The 14248-nt window shown below is 69.8% G+C and carries 12 protein-coding genes; 7 read left to right on the top strand and 5 right to left on the bottom strand.

The features are described 5' to 3' along the window. Positions 1-1707: 1707 nt before the first annotated feature. Positions 1708-2679 (top strand): prolyl aminopeptidase, encoded by a 972-nt coding sequence (gene pip / locus AB0917_RS04585; protein WP_366817977.1) that lies wholly within the window; start codon positions 1708-1710, stop codon positions 2677-2679. A 99-nt stretch (positions 2680-2778) separates the two neighbouring features. Here pip and AB0917_RS04580 read toward each other — a convergent pair whose 3' ends face one another. Then, positions 2779-3768, bottom strand: coding sequence for an aldo/keto reductase (locus tag AB0917_RS04580; RefSeq protein ID WP_366817976.1), 990 nt, complete (start codon positions 3766-3768; stop codon positions 2779-2781). Positions 3769-3913: 145 nt separating this feature from the next. Beyond that, on the bottom strand, positions 3914-4402 hold the full coding sequence (locus AB0917_RS04575) for a MarR family transcriptional regulator (protein WP_366817975.1): 489 nt from the start codon (positions 4400-4402) through the stop codon (positions 3914-3916). A gap of 98 nt (positions 4403-4500) precedes the next feature. Between AB0917_RS04575 and AB0917_RS04570 the strand changes: the two genes are divergently transcribed. From AB0917_RS04570 to AB0917_RS04560, 3 genes are all read left to right on the top strand, one after another. Next, complete coding sequence (locus AB0917_RS04570; protein WP_366817974.1) at positions 4501-5241, top strand: nitroreductase family protein; 741 nt, start codon at positions 4501-4503, stop codon at positions 5239-5241. A 62-nt stretch (positions 5242-5303) separates the two neighbouring features. Then, complete coding sequence (locus AB0917_RS04565; RefSeq protein WP_366817973.1) at positions 5304-6380, top strand: EamA family transporter; 1077 nt, start codon at positions 5304-5306, stop codon at positions 6378-6380. Positions 6381-6470: 90 nt separating this feature from the next. Beyond that, positions 6471-7052, top strand: coding sequence for a Uma2 family endonuclease (locus AB0917_RS04560; RefSeq protein WP_366817972.1), 582 nt, complete (start codon positions 6471-6473; stop codon positions 7050-7052). 104 nt (positions 7053-7156) lie between these two features. Here AB0917_RS04560 and AB0917_RS04555 read toward each other — a convergent pair whose 3' ends face one another. Next, positions 7157-8491, bottom strand: coding sequence for an MFS transporter (locus tag AB0917_RS04555; protein WP_366817971.1), 1335 nt, complete (start codon positions 8489-8491; stop codon positions 7157-7159). Positions 8492-8626: 135 nt separating this feature from the next. Further along, complete coding sequence (locus AB0917_RS04550) at positions 8627-9067, bottom strand: MarR family transcriptional regulator (protein WP_366817970.1); 441 nt, start codon at positions 9065-9067, stop codon at positions 8627-8629. Positions 9068-9201: 134 nt separating this feature from the next. On the opposite strand from AB0917_RS04550, the gene AB0917_RS04545 reads away from it, so the two are divergent. Then, complete coding sequence (locus AB0917_RS04545) at positions 9202-9513, top strand: hypothetical protein (protein WP_366817969.1); 312 nt, start codon at positions 9202-9204, stop codon at positions 9511-9513. A 22-nt stretch (positions 9514-9535) separates the two neighbouring features. Here AB0917_RS04545 and AB0917_RS04540 read toward each other — a convergent pair whose 3' ends face one another. Continuing rightward, the gene (locus tag AB0917_RS04540; RefSeq protein WP_366817968.1) at positions 9536-10990 is read right to left on the bottom strand and encodes an NCS2 family permease; all 1455 of its coding nucleotides are present in this window, start codon (positions 10988-10990) and stop codon (positions 9536-9538) included. 212 nt (positions 10991-11202) lie between these two features. Between AB0917_RS04540 and AB0917_RS04535 the strand changes: the two genes are divergently transcribed. Continuing rightward, positions 11203-11571 carry a DUF2530 domain-containing protein gene (locus tag AB0917_RS04535; RefSeq protein WP_366817967.1) on the top strand — a complete coding sequence of 123 codons (369 nt, stop codon included), beginning with the start codon at positions 11203-11205 and terminating at the stop codon, positions 11569-11571. 181 nt (positions 11572-11752) lie between these two features. Further along, on the top strand, positions 11753-14230 hold the full coding sequence (locus AB0917_RS04530; protein ID WP_366817966.1) for an HAD-IC family P-type ATPase: 2478 nt from the start codon (positions 11753-11755) through the stop codon (positions 14228-14230). Positions 14231-14248: the final 18 nt, after the last annotated feature.

Here is a 14248-nt window from a genome sequence, read left to right as displayed (position 1 = left end):
GAGAGGCAAGGCCAGCGAAATGGAGAAGTTGGAGCATACCAGCAACCAGAGGCAACTCTAGAAGTTTTCAGAAATTCATCGACCACCTATCTCACACCACTTCCCCCAAGGCAGAAGCCGAGGCAGAAGGAGACAGCCGAAGCCCGAGGATTCCTCCCGGGCTCCACGCATCAATTAGTGGAAAGCCATCCAAATGCCACCTACGACCGACATCGCAAAACACAGGACCAGGGAAGCGTCAGCGTGAAGACAGCGCGTCCAGCGGCGCTGCGGATTGGCGACGGCCAATTCGCCTCCTACCTCAGCAGACCGAAGCCATGCGGAGGCTTTCCTCTCAGCCTCTCGACTCGACCCTCTGAAGTGGTCGAAAATCGACCCCCCGAAAGCGAAAACCGAGATGATCCGCTCTCCCTCGAGGGCCACTTCAAGGGTTCCGTCATCGCTGACTGACACCTTGCGAACTGCTGCCGCAGGAAGGACATGCGTCCGTAGCGGGTTCACCACCACGAGTTCGCCCCCTCGCAGGATAACTTTACAGTTTGCGACCCTGCCGATAACACCTGCGAGCGCCAGGAACACGGGAATCCCCTGCCATCCAGCACGGAACCCGCTCACGGCCGTGACGTTAACACAGTCGCGACCATAGCGATGCCCAGGCCTGCGACAACAACCCAGGATATGGCGACCCATGACGCCCTTCGCAGCACAACAGAACTCATCTGATCCGCCCACCATATTCCCTTCCATGGGCTATAGTCACCCGGCTACCGATATGCCCTCGCCAGCAGACAGCTGCAATATCCCATGGACTCGCCTGCCTTACACCACAAAATGCTGCCGAGAGGCCAGCATTGAGACTTATCTTCACATACGTTGCGCCTCGTGCGTATTTCATTGTTGAACCCTTCCAGCCTCCCGCCAGTACCCTGAGGGCTGTCCCGCAGCGTTGAGGTGGGCAGTTGAGAGACCGAGAGGTCCGCGGCTTATCCTCCTGTTGTGCAGCTGCCTCGGGATCCGTCGAACGTCGCCTACGCCCTGGTGGCAGCGATTCCGACCCGTTTTGCCGGTGACGTGAGGAGCGTCCTGGCGGTCATGCCGGAGACCAGGCTCGCGCGCCGGCGATGCCCTTCGAGGTCGAGGTGCAGGGCGAGACCGTCGCCATTCCGTCGCGCATCTACAACGAGGAGCCGAGCCCTGATTCGGTACGGCCGCCCCTGGCCGGAACCAGCAGGTGATTTTGCACTGCCTGTACTCCCGGCACAGTGATGGCCGGGTACGCCAGCGGCACCTTGAGCAGATCGTGGCGTCGGGCGAGCCGTGGACGGCCCCCGCATGCATGCCGGCGTCTGCGTCGGATCGACGAAGTCGATGACCGGGTCGGCGGAGGCGGAACGGGCCAGGACGGGATCGTACTCGTGTGCGCCCACATGGGTTAGGCCCGTCAGGTTCGTTGGCCCGCCGACGAAACCGCGAGGGCCGAAGGCCGAGGGATGCCCGAACCTCACTCGGTCGAAGGGGAGTTACCTTCCGGCGTCGACCAGCGTTCACCGGCGGCTGTTCTACGCGGTGCCGCCGAGCCATCCGGGCGTATGCGGTGGAGGCGGTCGAGGCCGAGAGGGTGCGGGGGGGGCTCCTCGGCCTCGTCGCGGGGTGCGGGGGCTCCCGTAGGGTGTCCGGTTCACGGGGTTCCGATGGGGAGGCGCTGAGGTGGACCGGATACAGCCCGACGACCTGTACCCGCCGGTCGAGCCGTACGAGAGCGGGATGCTGGACGTCGGCGACGGCAACCACGTGTACTGGGAGGCCTGCGGCAACCCGGTCGGGAAGCCCGCCCTCGTGGTCCACGGCGGTCCCGGGTCGGGGTGCACGCCGCGCGCCCGCCGGTACTTCGATCCGGACCGCTACCGCGTGATCCTCTTCGACCAGCGCGGCTGCGGCCGGTCGACCCCGCACGCGAGCGACCCGGCGACCGACATGCGGCACAACACCACCCCCCACCTGATCGCCGACATGGAACGCCTCCGGGAACACCTCGGCATCACCAACTGGCTGCTTTACGGCGGCTCCTGGGGCTCCACCCTCATCCTGGCGTACGCGCAGGCGCACCCGGAACGGGTCACGGAGGCCGTCATTCCCTCGGTCACCACGACCCGCCGCAGCGAGATCGACTGGCTCTACCGTGGCGTCGGCCAGATCTTCCCCGAGGCCTGGCACACCTTCCGCCAGGGAGTCCCCGAGGCCACGGACCCCACCGACCTGGTCAGGGCCTACGCCCGTCTCCTGGAGAGCCCGGACCCCGCCGTACGGAAACGCGCCACCGCCGCCTGGTGCGCCTGGGAGGACGCGGTCCTCTCCCAGGAGACCAACCCGGGCCCGCCCCCGTACAGCAGTCGCCCGGACCGCGCACAGCAGGCCCTCGTCCGCATCTGCGCCCACTACTTCTCCCACGACGCCTGGCTCAGCGAGAACCAACTCATTGACGGAGCCCACCGGTTGATCGGCATTCCCGCCGCCCTCATCCACGGCCGCTTCGACCTCGCCAGCCCCCTGATCACGGCCTGGGAGCTCGGCCGGGCCTGGCCCGAGGCGGAGTTGACGGTCATCGACGACGCCGGGCACCTGGGCGGGCCCGCGACCCGGCGAGCGGTACTGGCGGCGCTGGACGGGTTCGCGGGGTAGCGGACCTCGCCGTGCCGGGCACCACGACCGGACACCACGACCGGCCGCCGCCCCGGTGGGGACGGCGGCCGGCAGGACCTCGAAGGCTCAGGGCTCACCTCACCAGGCGAAAGCCTCCGGTGAAGGGCCCGGACCCGGGAAGATCTCGTCCAGGCCGGTCAGTACCGCCTCCGGGAGTTCCAACTCCAGCGCGCGCAGGGCGCCTTCCAGCTGTTCGGTGGTGCGCGGGCCGACGATCGGGCCCGTGACGCCGGGGCGGGTCAGCAGCCAGGCCAGGGCCGCTTCGCCGGGCTCCAGGCCGTGCTTCTCCAGCAGGTCCTCGTACGCCTGGACCTGGGACCGGACCGTGCTGTTGGCCAGGGCGTCGGCCGAGCGGCCCGAGGCGCGGCGGCCCTCCTTGGCCTCCTTCTTGATGACGCCGCCCAGCAGGCCGCCGTGCAGTGGCGACCAGGGGATGACCCCGAGGCCGTACTCCTGCGCGGCCGGGATGACCTCCATCTCGGCGCGGCGCTCGGCGAGGTTGTAGAGGCACTGCTCGCTGACCAGGCCGAGCGAACCGCGCCGGGCCGCCTGCTCGTTGGCCTGGGCGATCTTGTAGCCGGGGAAGTTCGAGGAACCCGCGTACAGGATCTTGCCCTGCTGGACCAGGACGTCGATCGCCTGCCAGATCTCCTCGAACGGGGTGTTCCGGTCGACGTGGTGGAACTGGTAGACGTCGATGTGGTCCGTCTGGAGCCGCTTGAGCGAGGCGTCGACCGCCCGCCGGATGTTCACGGCCGAGAGCTTGTCGTGGTTGGGCCAGGCGTCGCCGTCGGCGGCCATGTTCCCGTACGCCTTGGTGGCCAGGACCACCTTGTCGCGCCGGCCGCCGCCCTGGGCGAACCAGGTGCCGAGGATCTCCTCGGTGCGCCCCTTGTTCTCACCCCAGCCGTAGACGTTGGCGGTGTCGAAGAAGTTCAGGCCCGCGCCGAGCGCGGCGTCCATGATCGCGTGGCTGTCCGACTCGTTGGTCTGCGGGCCGAAGTTCATCGTCCCGAGCACGAGTCGGCTGACCTTGAGTCCGGTGCGTCCGAGCTGTGTGTACTTCATGACCCCCCAGCCAACTCCTTCGAGTCCACTCCAGGCAAGCACGCACTCCCGGACACGCCACCGGCGCACCTGCTCCCCCGGTACGCCCGCCCACCGTCACACCCGCTCCCCGGCACGCCCGCTCCCCGCGCACCCGGCCCAGCCGTCAGCGGCCGCCCTCCAGCGTGACCACCAGCGTCCGCAGCAGCCGGTTCAGCTCGTCGCAGTCCTCCGCGTCCAGATCGGCGAGCATCCTGCGCTCGTTGCGGACATGGCCCTCCACCGTGCTGTCGACGAGCACCCGTCCGGCGCCGGTGAGCGTGACGTGCAGGCTGCGCCGGTCGCCGGGCACGGCTTCCCGGGCCACCAGGCCGCGGGCGGCCAGCCGGTCGATCCGGTTGGTCAGGGCGGCGGAGCTGACCATGACGCTCGCGGCCAGCTCCTTGGGGGTGAGCGGGCGGTCGCTGCGGCGGAGTGTGGCGAGTACGTCGAACTCCCAGCGCTCCATGCCGTGTTCGGCCAGGTAGCGGCTGACCTCCTTGTCCACGAGCCGGGTCAGCCGCAGGAGCCTGCCCACCGCACCCATGGCCTCCAGATCCAGATCGGACCGCAGGGCGGCCCACTGGTCCAGGAAGTCGTCGACCGAGTCGCGCATCTGCGCCCCACCTTGTCCATCGCCGGCCTCATCCGGACCGGATACTTCCACGTCGAACTGTTTGACGCCAGCCTACCTCGTGCCCTACTTTCCATTCCATGAGAGATAGTTCGACGTCGAAAGATTGCCGGGCGGGCTCCGCAGCCGACGACCTCACCACCGACGGTCTCACTACCGACGACCTCACCACCGACGACGACCTCACCACCGTCGCCCGCGTCATCCGCGCCCGCCGCAGCATCCGTCACTACCGGCCCGACCCGATACCCGTGGCTGTTCTCGACGAACTCACCGGGCTCGCCCTCCAGGCGCCCTCCAGCTTCAACCTCCAGGCGCGCTCCCTCGTCACCGTCACCTCACCGGCCGGGCTCCGGGCCCTCACCGAGGCGACCGGGGGCCAGCCGCACCCCCAGGAGGCCCCGGTGATGCTCGTGTTCGTCGCGGAGTCCGCCGCCCATCAGGAGGACCGCGGCGACATCTGGGAGACGGCCCAGGCCGGCGGGGCGTGGTCCGAGGCCTTCGCCGCCGCCTCGCCCGAACACGCCCGGCTCTTCAACGAGGACCTGCGGGCCCGGGGCCTGGCCCGCGAGTACGCCGTCAAGGACGCGATGATCGCCGCTTCCTTCCTGATGATCGCCGCCGAGGCCGCCGGGCTCGCCACCAGCCCGATGAACGGCTGGGACGAGGACGCGGTGAAGAGGGCCATCGGCGTCGGCGGCCGCGATGACCTGCACATCGCCCTGCTCATGCCCCTGGGCCACCCCGCCGAGACCCGCGCCCACCCCGGCCGCCGGGAGCGCGCGCTGACCTGCTTCAGCGAGACGTTCGGGCGCCGATGACCCCGTACGAGCACCGTCGACACCCCCCGTACGGCCCGGTCTGACACCCCCAGGAGCACGCCATGACCGACCGACGCCTGGTCCGGATCTCCCTCCTCACCGCCCTCGCCCCCGCCGTCTGGGGCTCCACCTATCTGGTCACCACCGAACTCCTGCCGCCCGACCGGCCCCTGCTCGCCTCCACCCTGCGCGCCCTGCCCGCCGGGATCGTCCTGCTCCTGGTGACCCGCGTACTGCCCCGGGGCATCTGGTGGGCGCGGGCCACCGTGCTCGGCGTCCTGAACATCGGCGCCTTCTTCTACTTCCTCTTCCTCGCCGCCTACCACCTGCCGGGCGGCGTGGCCGCCCTCGTCATGACCGTCCAGCCGATGATCGTGCTGCTCCTGGGCCCGCTCCTGCTCGCCACCCGCATACGTCCCCTGCACATCGGCGCCTGCGCGCTCGCCGCCGCGGGGGTCGCGCTGCTGGTCCTCCAGCCGCAGGCCGACCTGGACGGCGTCGGCGTCCTCGCGGGGCTCCTGGGGGCCGTGTGCATGGCGGCGGGCATCGTGCTGACCAAGCGCTGGGGGCGCCCCGAAGGGGTCTCGCTGCTGGCGTTCACCGGGTGGCAGCTCACCGTCGGCGGCCTGGTCCTGCTCCCCGTCACCCTGCTCGGCGAACCGCTCCCGTCCAGTCTGACCTGGACCAACGTCGGCGGCTTCGCCTACCTGGGCGTGGTCGGGGCGCTGATCTCGTACGTCGTGTGGTTCAACGGCATAGCGCGGCTGCCGGCCCTCGCCGCCTCGTTCCTGTCGTTCGCCTCGCCCCTGTGCGCCACGGTCCTGGGCTACCTCTTCGTGGGGCAGACGCTGGGGCCGCTCCAGCTCCTGGGCGCGGCGGGGGTCGTCGGTGCGGTGGTGCTGGCTCAGCGCGGCGCGGAGGCACCGCCCGGTGCACCGCCGCGCACGCCACAGACGCCGCGCACGCCCCCCGCCTCAGCTGCCGAAGGCGGCCGCCACGGCGACGACGAGGAACATGAGCACGAGCACGGCCGCCATGATGCGGTTTCTGGTCTTCGGGTCCACCCTTCGAGCCTAACCGCACCGCCCCCCTGTCCCGCGCCCAGGCCCGTACCACCTCCCGGCACCGGGAAGGCGTAAGCCGGGTCCGGGCGTGTCCGGGGGGCCGGCCCTATCGTTGTCCTACGCGGCTGCCCGCACGCCCGTGCGGCGGCGGGGAGGAGCGGCACGATGACCGTCGTAGACACCGACAGGATCGAGATGGCCGACATCAGCGACGAGCTGACTCTGGACGAGATGTTCGAGTGGCTTGAGCCCACCCCCGAGGGATTCAAGGTCGAGATCGTCGAGGGGACCGTCCATATGTCGCCACAGCGGGACACGCACTGGCGCATCATTCTGGCCATCATCAAGCAACTTCTGCCTCGATTCGCCGAGGACCGGTTGCTTTCTGACGTCCGCATCGACTTCGGCGAAGGCAACGGCTTCGCCCCCGACATCGTGAAGCTCTTCGACCAGGCGGCCAAGGACAGCCGCGGCCGCTGGCTCCCCGAGCACATCGAGTTCGTCGGCGAGGTCATCTCCAAGGGCACGGCCGCGGCCGACTACGGGCCCAAGAAGGGCGCCTACGCGGCCGCCGGCGTCCCCCTGTTCCTCATCGTCGATCCGTACACCGGCCGCTGCCTCCTCCACTCGGAGCCCAAGGACGGCGACTACCACAGGAAGCTGGTCGTCGACTTCGGCCTCGACGTCGATCTCACCGACACCTCCATGGACCTGGTCCTGAAGACCGACTCCTTCCCCCGCGACTGACCCGCGCGTCCCGGACCGCCCCGGGCCCGCGCCCCGGACCGCCCCGGACACACGAAAGGCGCCCTCCTCCCGATCTCTCCGGGTGAGGGCGCCTTTCGCGTGGCTCACGCCGCCGTGGCCAGCTGCTTGCGCGGTACGAAGCGCACGTGCGGGTGGCCGGGGCGGAGGTCGACCTTCAGGCGGAGGCCGCCCACGCGGGCGAGGGCGAAGCCGACGCCCAGGGCGGCGATCACCGAGATGGCGCCGCCGGACGCGAAGCCGACGCGGGCGCCGTACGTGTCGCTGATCCAGCCGACGATCGGGGCGCCCACCGGCGTACCCCCGGCGAAGACCATCATGTACAGGCTCATCACCCGGCCCCGCATCTCGGGGTCGGCGGCCATCTGGACGCTCGTGTTCGCGGTGATGTTCGTCGTCAGGCCGAGCATGCCGATCGGGACCAGCAGGATCGAGAAGAGCCAGACCGACGGGGACAGCGAGGCGGCGATCTCCAGCAGGCCGAACGCCGTGCCCGCGGCCACCAGCATCCGCAGCCGCGTGGAGCGGCGGCGGGCCGAGAGCAGCGCGCCGGCCAGCGAACCGGCGGCCATCAGGATGTTGAAGAAGGAGTACATCCCGGCGCCGCCGTCGAAGACCTCGTCGGCGAAGGCGGTGAGCCAGATCGGGAAGTTGAAGCCGAACGTGCCGACGAAGCCGACCAGGACGATCGGCCAGATCAGCTCGGGGCGCCCGCGTACGTACGTCAGGCCCTCCCGCAGCTGCCCCTTGGCCCGGCGGACCCGCACCGAGGCGTGCAGCTCGCTCGTCCGCATCATCAGCAGGCCGATGAGCGGGGCCAGGAAGGAGAGGCCGTTGAGCAGGAACGCCCAGCCGCTGCCGACCGTGGTGATCAGGACACCCGCGACGGCGGGGCCGATGAGGCGGGCGGACTGGAAGTTCGCCGAGTTCAGGCTGACCGCGTTGCGGAGCTGCGCGGGGCCGACCATCTCGGAGACGAACGACTGGCGGGCCGGGTTGTCGACGACGGTCACCATGCCGAGGAGGAAGGCGACCAGATAGACGTGCCAGACCTCGACGACGCCGGAGAGGGTCAGGACGGCCAGCGCGATACCGCACAGGCCGAGCATGGCCTGGCTGACGAGCAGGATCTGCCGCTTCGGGAGGCGGTCGGCGATGACACCGCCGTACAGGCCGAAGAGCAGCATGGGAAGGAACTGGAGGGCCGTGGTGATACCTACGGCCGTCGCGGAACCCGTCAGACTCAGGACGAGCCAGTCCTGCGTGATGCGGGACATCCAGGTACCGGTGTTGGAGATCACGGCGCCCGTCGCGAACAGGCGGTAGTTACGGATCTTCAGCGACGAGAAGGTCCCGCCGGTCTTGCTCTCGTGGGCGGAAGTCGGTGCGGGGGCGGAGTCTGCTCCGGATCCCGTACTCAAAAGGGTTCATCTCCTCATACGTCTGCGGCGTGCGGTCCGACGAGGACGTGACGACGGGCGCTCCGGCGGTTCGTCTTCCCCGGACCGGCTCTCTCATCCGGTCCGGGGCGACGGTCCGCCGACGCGCCCGCGGGGTCACAGGTGGGCGAGCTTCTCCAGCACGGGCGCGGCGACCCGCAGCGTCTCCCACTCGTCCTCGTCCAGGCCCTCGGCGAGCTGGGCCAGCCAGGCGTTCCGCTTGGTGCGGCTCTCCGCGAGCATGGCCTCGGCCTGCTCGGTCTGGCTGACCATCTTCTGCCGACGGTCATCGGGGTGCGCTTCCAGCCTGACGAGTCCCTTCGCTTCCAGCAGCGCGACGATGCGGGTCATCGAGGGGGGCTGTACGTGCTCCTTGCGGGCCAGCTCGCCGGGGGTGGCCGAGCCGCAGCGGGCAAGGGTGCCGAGCACGGACATCTCGGTGGGGCTCAGCGATTCGTCGACGCGTTGGTGCTTCAGGCGCCGGCCCAGCAGCATCACGGCTGAGCGGAGGGAGCTCACGGCGGCGGCACTGGCACCGTCGTGGATCAGGTCAGGCATGTTTGTTAGCGTAACTCATTACCCAAACTAAATACCACCCGATGGTACGCGCGCGAGAAACCGATCACCCGAACGAGTGAGACGGGAGCGGAAAGTGACGCCAAAAGCGCCCCGGGGCGGCGACCCTGCTTGGCATGGGATCGACAGTGCTCAGCCTGCGCATCGACGGTGAGCTGCTCGACCGGCTCCGGCAGCACGCCGCCAAACGCGGAATGAGCGTCCAGGACTATGTGGTCCGGACGCTCATTCGCGACGACTTCGACGAACGCTTCAACGCGGCCGTCGACGAGACGGAGAAGTTCTACGGCCCGGCGACGACCGGAGAGCCGGTGACCACCGGAGACCCAGCGACCACCGGAGACCTGAGGACGACCGGAGAGCCGCTGACGGCGCGGGACTCGATGACGACGAGAGACTCGATCACGGCGAGAGACTCGTTGACGTGACGGCCAGGCCCCGGAGACCCCGTCACGTGAGGCCGAGCGCCGGCATCGCGTAGTAGAAGACGAAGACCGCCGACACCACGTACATCGCGATCGGGACCTCCCGGCCCCGGCCCGCCGCCAGCCGCAGCACGCAGAAGGCGATGAAACCGATGCCGATGCCGTTGGTGATCGAGTACGTGAACGGCATCATCAGCATCGCCAGGAACGCCGGGACCGCGAGCGTGTAGTCGTTCCAGTCGATGTCCCGCACCGAGCCCGCGATGATCAGGAAGCCGACCGCCAGCAGGGCGGGAGTGGCCGCCTGCGACGGGACCATGGTCGCCAGCGGTGTGAGGAACAGCGCCACCGAGAAGAGCAGGCCGGTCACCACGCTCGCCAGTCCGGTGCGGGCGCCCTCTCCGACGCCCGCCGTGGACTCCACGAAGCAGGTGGTGGCGGAGGAGGAGCTCCCGCCGCCCGCGGCGACCGCGATGCCGTCCACGAACAGCACCTTGTTGATGCCGGGGAAGTTGCCGTCCTCGTCCATCAGCTTGGCCTCGTCGCCGACGCCCAGGATCGTGCCCATCGCGTCGAAGAAGCAGGACAGCAGCACGGTGAAGACGAAGAGGGCGCCGGTCAGATAGCCGACCTTGGCGAAGCCGCCGAAGAGGCTGACCTCGCCCAGCAGACCGAAGTCCGGCGCGGAGACCGGGTTGCCCGGCCAGGCCGGCGTCGTCAGGCCCCAGGACCCCTCGGGCAGGCCGGCCACCGCGTCGATCACCAGGGCGAGGACCGTCATGGCGATGATCGAGATCAGGATCGCGCCGGGCACCTTGCGGACGATCAGCGCCAGCGTGAGCAGCGCGCCCAGGACGAAGACCAGGATCGGCCAGCCGGTGAGGTGGCCGTCACCGCCGAGCTGGAGCGGCACCGTGGTGAGGGCGGCGTCCGGGATGCGCGAGACGAAGCCGGAGTCGACCAGGCCGATCAGGAGGATGAAGAGGCCGATGCCGATCGCGATGCCCTTGCGGAGCGACCGCGGTACGGCGTTCATCACGCGCTCCCGCAGCCCGGTCGCGACCAGCAGCATGACCACGATGCCCGCGAGGACGACCATGCCCATCGCGTCCGGCCAGCTCATCCGGGGGGCGAGCTGGAGCGCGACGACGGTGTTGACCCCGAGCCCGGCGGCGAGCGCGATCGGCACGTTGCCGATGACACCCATCAGGAGCGTGGAGAAGGCGGCGGAGAGCACGGTGGCGGTGACCAGCTGACCGTTGTCGAGCTGGTGGCCGTACATGTCCTTCGCGCTGCCCAGGATGATCGGGTTGAGCACGATGATGTACGCCATCGCGAAGAACGTGGCGAACCCGCCGCGGAGTTCCCGCGCGACGCTCGACCCCCGCTCGGAGATCCTGAAGTACCGGACCAGGCTGCCCTTGGGCTGCGGAGACGAAGGCTGCGGGGCGTCGACCGGAGCGGTGGCCGAGGGGGGCATGGGTGACCTCAGTCGTACGTAGAGGAGCGGGGAGACGGGACGGGCGAAAGGTGATCGAAATTGGATGTTCAGACGAACAAATCGAGCCAGCCCAAAGCAGATTCAGTATGAATACATAAGGCGAAGATCGCTATCTCCGCGCGTAGACCCGCGTGGCCCTTGGGCCGTCCGGCCCGCGAACCCCCGCTCGCGTGGCCCCATACACTGAACTCATGGAGAAGTGGACACCGAAGCACGAGGCGCCCGAGCCCCTGGAGGGCCCCGTCGTCTCCACCGTCGTCGGCGGCACGATCATCTGGTTCGTCCTCTTCCTCGCCCAGCTCCCCTTCTACGGCTGGTTCGCCGACCGCGGGCACACCTGGTGGGTGTGGACGCCCCTGGCCGGAGCCGGACTCGGGCTGATCGGCATCTGGTACGTCCGCGGGCGCGACGCCGCCCTCAAGCGGCACGCCGCCCAGGCGGAGGCCAAGGACGCCGCCGGGGCCGAGGCGGCGGACGGCGCGCTGGGCACGGAGGCCGGCCCCGGCGCGAGCACGACCAGGAGCACGAGCACGAGCACACGGGCCGACCGGACGGCCTGAGGCCGGACGGCTTCAGGGCGGCTGACCCCGGTTCCCGTACGGGATCCAGGGCGGCTGACCCCGGTTCCCGTACGGGAGCCGCGCCCCCCTCGTACGACCACGGGACCGACTTGCTCCTCCCCTGGTCGGATCTTCGACCCCCCGGCGGGTGATCCGCACCGCACGCCCGTACCTTCTAACCATGACGCAGCGGGCACTCGACTCCTCCGGGGAGCACAATCCCGGACCCTCCCGGCCGGCCATGATCGACGCGGGGGCGGAGCTCGACCCCGTGCACCCCGTCGATCTGCCGCCGTCGGCTCACGACGCCACCGGCCTCACCACCGCCGAGGTCGCCGAGCGGGTGGCACGGGGCGAGGTCAACGACGTACCCGTACGGTCCTCGCGCTCGGTCACCGAGATCGTCCGGGCCAACGTCTTCACCCGGTTCAACCTGATCATCGGCGTGCTCTGGGTGATCATGCTGTTCGTCGCGCCGATCCAGGACAGCCTCTTCGGCTTCGTGATCGTCGCCAACACCGGCATCGGCATCATCCAGGAGTGGCGCGCCAAGAAGACCCTGGACAGCCTCGCGGTGATCGGCGAGGCGAAGCCCACCGTCCGGCGCGACGGGAAGGCCGCCGAGATCTCCACCCACGAGATCGTCCTCGGGGACGTGGTCGAGCTGGGCCCCGGGGACAAGGTGGTCGTGGACGGCACGGTCGCCGAGGCCGACAGCCTGGAGGTCGACGAGTCGCTGCTGACCGGTGAGGCCGACCCGGTGCTCAAGCGGACCGGCGACCCCGTGATGTCCGGCAGCTTCGTCGTCGCGGGCGGCGGGGCCTTCACCGCGACCAAGGTGGGACGTGAGGCGTACGCCGCCCAGCTCGCCGAGGAGGCCTCGCGCTTCACGCTCGTCCACTCGGAGCTGCGCAGCGGCATCAGCACGATCCTGAAGTACATCACGTGGATGATGGTTCCCACGGCGATCGGGCTGATCATCAGCCAGCTCGTCGTGAAGGACAACAACTTCAAGGACTCCGTCGCCCGGACCGTCGGCGGCATCGTTCCGATGATCCCCGAGGGGCTGGTGCTGCTGACCTCGGTGGCCTTCGCCATCGGCGTCGTACGCCTGGGCCGCAAGCAGTGCCTGGTGCAGGAGCTGCCCGCCATCGAGGGGCTCGCCCGGGTCGACGTGGTCTGCCTGGACAAGACCGGCACGCTCACCGAGGGCGGCATGGACGTCACGGAGGTCCGGCCGCTGGGCGGGAGCGACGAGGCCTACGTCCACCAGGTGCTGCGCTCCCTCGGCTCCTCCGACCCCCGCCCCAACGCCAGCCTCCAGGCCATCATCGACGCCTACCCGGCGGGCGAGGGCGACAAGGCCGGCTGGACGGTCACCGACGCGCTGCCGTTCTCCTCCGCCCGCAAGTACAGCGGCGCCGCGTTCACCGAGGCCGACGGCTCCTCCTCCGCCTGGCTGCTGGGCGCCCCCGACGTCCTGCTCCCCGAGGGCGACCCCACCCTCACCGAGATCGAGCACCTCAACGAGCAGGGCCTGCGGGTGCTGCTCCTGGCCCGGCTGCCGGGCGGCGAGCTGGACGCACCGGACGCGGCGGAGGGGGATGTGCCCACCGCCCTGGTCGTCCTGGAGCAGCGGCTGCGGCCGGACGCGGCCGAGACGCTCGCCTACTTCGCCCAGCAGAACGTGGCCACCAAGGTCATCTCCGGCGACAACGCGGTCTCGGTCGGCGCGGTCGCCGGCAAGCTGGGCCTGGCCGGCGCCGAGAACACCCTCGACGCCCGCAAGATGCCCACCGACCCGGACGACATGGCCACGGCCATGGAGCAGAACGCGGTCTTCGGCCGGGTCACCCCGCAGCAGAAGCGGGACATGGTGGCGGCCCTCCAGTCGCGCGGCCACACGGTCGCGATGACGGGGGACGGCGTCAACGACGTGCTGGCCCTCAAGGACGCCGACATCGGGGTCTCGATGGGCTCCGGCTCCGAGGCGACGCGCGCCGTGGCGCAGATCGTGCTGCTGAACAACAGCTTCGCGACACTGCCCTCGGTGGTCGCCGAGGGCCGCCGGGTGATCGGCAACATCACCCGCGTCGCCACCCTCTTCCTCACCAAGACGGTCTACTCGGTGCTGCTGGCGATCCTGGTGGTCTGCACCCAGGTGGAGTACCCGTTCCTGCCCAGGCACCTGACGCTGCTGTCCACGCTGACCATCGGCGTCCCCGCGTTCTTCCTGGCCCTCGCGCCGAACAAGGAGCGCGCCCAGCCCCACTTCGTACGCCGCGTCATGCGGTACGCGATCCCCTCGGGCATCATCGCGGCGGCGGCCACCTTCACCACGTACCTGGTGGCCCGCCACCACTACTCCGGGCCGGGCGCCCTGGAGGCCGAGACGAGCGCGGCGACGCTGACGCTGTTCCTGACCTCCATGTGGGTCCTGGCGATCATCGCCCGCCCGTACACCTGGTGGCGCATCGGCCTGGTGGCGGCGATGGGGCTCGGCTTCCTCATCGTGCTCGCGGTGCCGTGGCTCCAGGAGTTCTTCGCCCTGAAGCTGGTCGGCACGACCATGCCGTGGGCGGCGGTCGGCATCGCGGTGGCGGCGGCGGCCCTGCTGGAGTTCAGCTGGCGCCTGGTGGGCCGGCGCTTCGGAGCGTAGGGCGGCCACGGACGTGGG

It is taken from the genome of Streptomyces sp. NPDC007346 (assembly GCF_040703535.1).
Classification (GTDB): Bacteria; Actinomycetota; Actinomycetes; order Streptomycetales; family Streptomycetaceae; genus Streptomyces.
Note: the sequence above shows the minus strand (reverse complement) of the source record. Positions and strands in the feature narration are given on the sequence as shown.

Coding starts and splice junctions, on each gene's coding strand:
- AB0917_RS04580 (WP_366817976.1), bottom strand. CDS start 3,768: ATGAAGTACACACAGCTCGGACGCACCGGACTCAAGGTCAGCCGACTC.
- AB0917_RS04575 (WP_366817975.1), bottom strand. CDS start 4,402: ATGCGCGACTCGGTCGACGACTTCCTGGACCAGTGGGCCGCCCTGCGG.
- AB0917_RS04570 (WP_366817974.1), top strand. CDS start 4,501: ATGAGAGATAGTTCGACGTCGAAAGATTGCCGGGCGGGCTCCGCAGCC.
- AB0917_RS04565 (WP_366817973.1), top strand. CDS start 5,304: ATGACCGACCGACGCCTGGTCCGGATCTCCCTCCTCACCGCCCTCGCC.
- AB0917_RS04560 (WP_366817972.1), top strand. CDS start 6,471: ATGACCGTCGTAGACACCGACAGGATCGAGATGGCCGACATCAGCGAC.
- AB0917_RS04550 (WP_366817970.1), bottom strand. CDS start 9,067: ATGCCTGACCTGATCCACGACGGTGCCAGTGCCGCCGCCGTGAGCTCC.
- AB0917_RS04545 (WP_366817969.1), top strand. CDS start 9,202: ATGGGATCGACAGTGCTCAGCCTGCGCATCGACGGTGAGCTGCTCGAC.
- AB0917_RS04540 (WP_366817968.1), bottom strand. CDS start 10,990: ATGCCCCCCTCGGCCACCGCTCCGGTCGACGCCCCGCAGCCTTCGTCT.
- AB0917_RS04535 (WP_366817967.1), top strand. CDS start 11,203: ATGGAGAAGTGGACACCGAAGCACGAGGCGCCCGAGCCCCTGGAGGGC.
- AB0917_RS04530 (WP_366817966.1), top strand. CDS start 11,753: ATGACGCAGCGGGCACTCGACTCCTCCGGGGAGCACAATCCCGGACCC.